Consider the following 6,211-nt stretch of genomic DNA (forward strand, 5'->3'; position numbering starts at 1 on the left):
TTTTTGGGAACTTCTTTAATTCCAGCCTTTTTCTTCGAGTTCTTTGATGTCATGGAGCTTTTTTCTTTTTTCTTTTGCTCTATTATTTTTCTGAATTTGTCGCTCATATTCTTCTCTTTCACCCCTTTCTTCCTGGAAATCCTCCCAGGTCAAAACATTTCTTTTAAGAAAATTATGTAGGACATTTAGGGCATAATTTACAGGATTACCTTCCGCATTTTCAGAACTTAATTTCATAACTTCTATAATGACTTCTTCCTGAATTCCATCATCTATAAAAGATATGAATTTTTCAAGATTAACTGGTGTTAATTGTTGGGTACCAAAAATATCAGACCATTTTTTGGCAATTTTACTACCTTTTTGTTGACAGAGAGTTTGATCTTTATCTTTTATTTTTGTTAATTTTAAATAAGTAGCTATTTTATTAGATGGATTATTAACTATATTTTCTGTACACCAGTTGTCCTCAATTAAGTTATTTAATGTGTTATTTATTTCATTAATTGAAAGTGAAGATTTTTTAGCTAAAATTTTCTTTCCAGGAAAAGTTTCTTTGGCATTGTTAAATAAAATTATTAATACGAGTTTTTCTTTATGATTAAGATTTTTATCCTTAATAATATATTCAACAATTTCCTCAAATCTTCCTTTATCAATATAATTTAAAATTTCATTTTTCATAATTTTTCCCTCTTTCTAATATCAAAATAATAACATATTAGCTTCTTTATTTCAATTTTTAGAGTGATTATAAAACTTGTTAGAATTAAAAAACTTTGGTATAATTTATTTAACTAAAGTTAACTAAAAAAGAGTCACAAAGGGGGATTTTCATGAAAAATAAAGAAATAAAATTGGATGTAAATAATATGTTGGAAAATATGGTTGGAAAAGAGCATGGAATTTCTAAAGATGTTATTATAGATTTTCAGGAAAAAACTAATTTAATTCACGAAAAAATAAAAGAAGATAGAGCAAATAGAGAAATGGGTTTTATGGATTTGCCTGCTCAATCTGAAAAATTGATAACTGAAATTGAAGAAGAAGTTGAGAAGAGAAAGGGATATGAAAATTTTGTAGTAATTGGGATAGGAGGTTCTGCTTTAGGTAATATAGCCCTTCAAACTGCCTTAAATAAACCGTATTATAATTTTGATTCTAAAAAGAGAAATGGTAGTCCTCGTCTCTTTGTACCTGATAATGTAGATCCAGTGCGTTTACAATCTTTACTGGATAGTTTGGATCTTGAAAAAACTTTATTTAATGTTATTACTAAATCAGGTAGTACTGCTGAAACAATGAGTCAGTATTTAATTGCCAGAGAAGCAGTAGCGAAAGAAGTAGGAGAAGATAAATTAGCTGAACATTTTATTGCAACAACCAGTAAAGATTCAGGTTATTTGAGAATTATTGCTGAAAGAGAAAATTATAAAACTTTTCATATTCCAGATAATGTAGGTGGAAGATTTTCTGTTTTAACACCGGTAGGTCTCATTTCAGCTGCTTTTTGTGGAATTGATATAAGGGAATTGTTAAAAGGTGCAGCAGCTATGGCTGAAAGATGTTCCACTTCTGATTTAAAAGAAAATCCAGCTTATTTAAATGGATTACTAAATTATTTAGCTTACAATCAGGGAAAAACTATTTCGGTAATGATGCCTTATGCTCATCAACTAAAAGATATGGCTGACTGGTATCGACAATTATGGGCTGAATCTTTAGGAAAAGAAGTTAATCGCAGTAATCGAAGAATAAATGTAGGTCCAACTCCAGTTAAAGCTTTAGGAGCAACCGATCAGCATTCTCAGGCTCAACTTTATATGGAAGGACCTTATGATAAACTAATTACTTTTATTGAAGTTGAAAATTTTGAAGATGAGGTAGAAATACCTGCTCTTTATGATGATATTGAAGGAGTTAATTATCTAGGTGGACATACCCTTAATGAATTAATCAAAACTGAAAAGAAGGCAACGGAGTTAGCACTTACTGAAAGAAATAGATTAAATGAAACAATAATTCTACCGGAAATAAATGAAAATACAATAGGACAGTTAATCTATATGTTAGAATTACAAACAGCATTTACAGGAGAACTTTTTGATATTAATGCATTTAATCAGCCAGGTGTTGAGTTAGGCAAACAATATACTTATGGTGTTTTGGGAAGAGAAGGGTATGATGAAATGAAAAGAGAATATGACAAAAAACCAGAACATGATAAAAATTGGATTATATAAAATAAAGAAAACCTCCTGCTAACTGATGTGAAGCAGGAGGTTTTTAAATACTATACAATTTTTAATAAAATAATGCTCCACCAGGACCGATTGGTAAGTTAAATACAAACCAGATTACAAGTAAAACAGCCCAGGCGATAAAGAAGGCTACAGAATATGGTAACATTGTAGAAATAAGGGTACCAATACCTAATTCATCATCATATTTTTTAGCAAAGGCTATAATAATTGCAAAATAGGGCATTAGTGGAGAGATGATATTTGTTGTTGAATCTCCAATACGATAGGCCATTTGTGCAAATTCAGGTGAATAATCTAACTGCATGAGCATTGGCACAAATACTGGAGCCATAATTGCCCATTTAGCTGTAGCACTACCAATAAAGATGTTAATAAGAGCAGCAACCAGGATAAAAACTAAAATTAAAGGTAAACCTGTAAAATTAATAGCCTGTAAAAAGTCTGCTCCTTTAATAGCTAAGATAGTACCTAGATTTGACCAGCTAAAGTAAGAAACGAATTGTCCGGCTGCAAAGGCTAAAGCAATATATCCTCCCATATCAGCCATTGTTTCTTCAAAATAATCTGCTACATCATCACTATTTTTTATTGTCCCTGCTGTTTTACCATAAGCAATACCAGGGATGAAAAAGAAAATAGCAATAAGAGGTACCATACCATTAACAAAAGGAGTAATAGTTTTTATAAGACTACCATCTTCTCCTCTTAATACAAAATGGGAGAGAACTGCAATACCTAAAACAGTAATAATCATCCAGATAAAGGCTGATTTTAAACCTTTGCTTTCTTCTGGTTTAACTTTATCCATTTCTTCACTGTGTTCACCATGATATTCTCCAAAACGAGGGGCAACAATTTTTTCAGTTACCCAGGTACCAACAATAGTAACTAAAAATGTGGAAGCAATCATAAAATACCAGTTAGCAGTAGGTACAACTGTATATCCTTTGTCTATAAGCTGAGCAGCCTCAGTAGATAGACCGGCTAAGAGTGGATCAAGAGCAGAGATTATTAAATTAGCACTAAATCCACCTGATACACCAGCAAAGGCTGCTGCAAGACCAACGAGTGGATGCCTGTCCTTGGCAGCAAAGATTATTGCTCCGAGAGGTACAAGAACAACATAACCAGCATCAAGAGCAAGGTTGGACATAATACCTGCAAAAACAACAACTGCAGTAATATATCTATCTGGTGCTCCCATAACTAATTTCTTTAGAGCAGCTGTTATTAAACCAGATTTATCTGCAATACCAACACCTAACATAGCTACCAATACAACTCCGAGTGGAGCAAATTGGGTAAAGTTATTGACTGCTTGAGTAAAAACCCGTTGCAATCCAGATTTGGAAAGTAAGTTTACAGCTTTTATTGTCTCTCCAGTTCCAGGGTGTTGAACTGCTACATTAAATAAACTTATAAACCAGGAAATAAATAGTACAAAACCAGCAAGTATGAAAAATAATATTATAGGTTGAGGTAATTTATTACCAACTCTCTCAATACCATTCAAAATTTTATCAGTAAGAGTTAAATCTTCTTTTTTAGTTTCAGGATTCATCAAAACCCTCCTTAAATATTTTTAATTATTAATTATAATATAAAATTAATATTAATTATACAATTATTGCTGTCCTCTAAATAGATCTCTCCCCTCCTTTCTGGACATATAGTCATATCTTAAAATGAAATTATTATGCAGAGATAATATAACTGCAAAATTTATGCCAGAAAAAGCAATCTTATAATTATTAGATAAATTCGTATTTAATTATTATTATTTATGGATTATTAGTTTAAAAGTTATATTTAAATTATTAGTTTAAAATAAATTTTGTAGATTACTGCAAAATAATTCATACCTGAAATATTTTTCGTGCAAAAATTACATAGAATAAATAAAATAATTATAATTGAATATAACTTAACTTGATGATAAAATAATTTTAAATAAACTAAAGAGGTGAAAAAAATGAATAATCTTGAATATAATGAGGTAGAAAAAAGTTTGAAAACCTGGTTAACTAATAAAGTAAATAAAGCAGGAGCAAAGGGAGCAGTAATTGGAATTAGTGGGGGAATAGATTCAGCGGTTACAGCTGTTTTATGTAAAAAAGTGTTTAAAGAAGATACACTTGGTATAATTCTTCCCTGTAACAGTAATAAAGAGGATAAAAAAGATGCCAAATTATTGGCTGAAAAATTTAATATTAATTATAAAGTAAAAGATTTATCTGACATTTATCATAAATTTGCAGTGAATTTAAAAGAAGATAAAATTCAAGAAGCAAAGATAGATAATAAAGACATGGCTTTAGCTAATATTAAACCCAGACTTAGAATGATAGCCCTTTATTATTATGCTTCTATAAATAATTATTTAGTTATAGGAACAGATAACTGGAGTGAACTTAAAGTAGGTTATTTTACTAAATATGGTGATGGAGGGGTAGACCTTGCTCCTTTAGGTAGATTGGTGAAAACTGAAGTAAGAGGTCTGGCCAAACATCTTGGAATTCCAGAAAAAATTATAAATAAAAAACCTTCTGCAGGATTATGGGAAGGACAGACTGATGAAAATGAATTAGGAGTTAGTTATAAAGACCTTGATCACTATATATTGACTGGTGAAGCAAGTGAAGAAGTAAGAAAAAGAATAGATAAACTGGCAGAAAAAAATGCTCATAAAACTGAAGCCATACCTATTCCTGCTCGACAGACTTTAGTATAAAATGAGGTGATAATTTTGAAAACTGAAGAAAGAAGAGAAAATTTATTTAAAAGATTAAAAAGCTCTAAAAGTGCTATTATAGGATCTGAACTGGCCGAAGATTTTGGAGTAAGTCGTCAGGTGATAGTTCAGGATATAGCTCTTTTACGAGCCAGAGGTGAAAAAATAATAGCTACTTCTCAGGGATATCTTTATCCAGAAAATGATAAAGATACAATTAAAGCAACTATTGCCTGTATACATGGTGAAGATGATGAGGTAGAAGAGGAGTTAATGACAATTGTAAATTATGGAGCTAAAATTATAGATGTAATAGTTGAACATCCTATTTATGGTGAGTTAAAGGGAATGCTTATGATTAAAAATCCAGCAGATGTTCAGGAATTTGTTAAAAATTATAAAAAAAATGATGCCAGTTTACTATCAAGTTTAACAGATGGAGTTCATCTTCATACAGTTGAGGCTTTAAATGAACAGGTTATTAAAAAAATAAAAGAAGAATTAAAAGAAAAGGGATATTTGCTTGAAAAATAGCAAGTATTTCTTTAATTTTTCAATTTAGTGTAAAGACACTTGACATTACACTTGCTTTTATATATAATTCTTCTGTACTATTACATAATACAAAGAAGAGAGAGGGGGCTAATAATGGATAAAAAAGAGCTTTCTAAATTGAGGAAATTTTGGGTATTATTTTTAATCATTTTGGTATTATCAGCTTATATAGTTCCCTATTTATTTTTAAGTAATTTTGAAACAATGAGTGGAGCATTTCTTTATTGGATTGTTTTTGCCTTAGTAGCAATTTTTTCAACAATTAGAATTACAAAATACTGGAGGGAATAGTAATGTCAAGTTTATATGTTTATATAGCAATTTTTATATATATTATTATCGGGTCAATAGTAGCCTATTTTGCCAGAAAAGGTATGAAAAAAGGATTAATTGAATATTTTCTTTCAGGAAGGTCAACTGGTGGTTTTGTAGCTGCTTTATCCTATAGTGCTACTACTTATAGTGCTTTTATGATGGTAGGTCTTGCCGGTTTCACCTATTCAGGAGGAGTGGGAGCCTTAGGTTTTGAGTTGATTTATCTTTCCGGTCTATCACTTGTTGCCTTTTTTGGTCCGCGTTTTTGGCTTGTAGGGAAAAAATTCAATTATGTTTCACCTTATGAAATGTTAGGAGATAGATATGATAATCAATGGATAGCAGT

At 30.5% G+C, this 6,211-nt stretch carries 7 protein-coding genes; 5 read left to right on the forward strand and 2 right to left on the reverse strand.

Annotated elements, in window-relative coordinates:
* Nucleotides 1-15: 15 nt before the first annotated feature.
* On the reverse strand, nt 16-684 hold the full coding sequence (locus VJ881_11475; GenBank protein ID HKL76675.1) for a helix-turn-helix domain-containing protein: 669 nt from the start codon (nt 682-684) through the stop codon (nt 16-18).
* A 152-nt stretch (nt 685-836) separates the two neighbouring features.
* On the opposite strand from VJ881_11475, the gene VJ881_11480 reads away from it, so the two are divergent.
* The gene (locus VJ881_11480; protein HKL76676.1) at nt 837-2,243 is read left to right on the forward strand and encodes a glucose-6-phosphate isomerase; all 1,407 of its coding nucleotides are present in this window, start codon (nt 837-839) and stop codon (nt 2,241-2,243) included.
* 61 nt (nt 2,244-2,304) lie between these two features.
* Here VJ881_11480 and VJ881_11485 read toward each other — a convergent pair whose 3' ends face one another.
* Nucleotides 2,305-3,825 (reverse strand): AbgT family transporter, encoded by a 1,521-nt coding sequence (locus VJ881_11485; GenBank protein HKL76677.1) that lies wholly within the window; start codon nt 3,823-3,825, stop codon nt 2,305-2,307.
* A gap of 411 nt (nt 3,826-4,236) precedes the next feature.
* Here VJ881_11485 and nadE point away from each other — a divergent pair, with 411 nt between their 5' ends.
* From nadE to VJ881_11505, 4 genes are all read left to right on the forward strand, one after another.
* Nucleotides 4,237-4,995: an NAD(+) synthase gene (nadE, locus tag VJ881_11490; protein ID HKL76678.1), complete on the forward strand. Its 759-nt coding sequence runs from the start codon at nt 4,237-4,239 to the stop codon at nt 4,993-4,995.
* Between the two features lie 6 nt (nt 4,996-5,001).
* Nucleotides 5,002-5,529, forward strand: a complete 528-nt coding sequence (locus VJ881_11495) for a transcription repressor NadR (protein HKL76679.1) — start codon at nt 5,002-5,004, stop codon at nt 5,527-5,529.
* Nucleotides 5,530-5,643: 114 nt separating this feature from the next.
* Complete coding sequence (locus tag VJ881_11500) at nt 5,644-5,841, forward strand: hypothetical protein (GenBank protein HKL76680.1); 198 nt, start codon at nt 5,644-5,646, stop codon at nt 5,839-5,841.
* A gap of 2 nt (nt 5,842-5,843) precedes the next feature.
* Nucleotides 5,844-6,211, forward strand: a 368-nt coding sequence (locus VJ881_11505) for a sodium:solute symporter family protein (GenBank protein ID HKL76681.1), incomplete at its 3' end; no start/stop codon positions are given.

Source organism: Halanaerobiales bacterium (genome assembly GCA_035270125.1).
In the GTDB taxonomy this organism is placed as follows: domain Bacteria; phylum Bacillota; class Halanaerobiia; order Halanaerobiales; family DATFIM01; genus DATFIM01.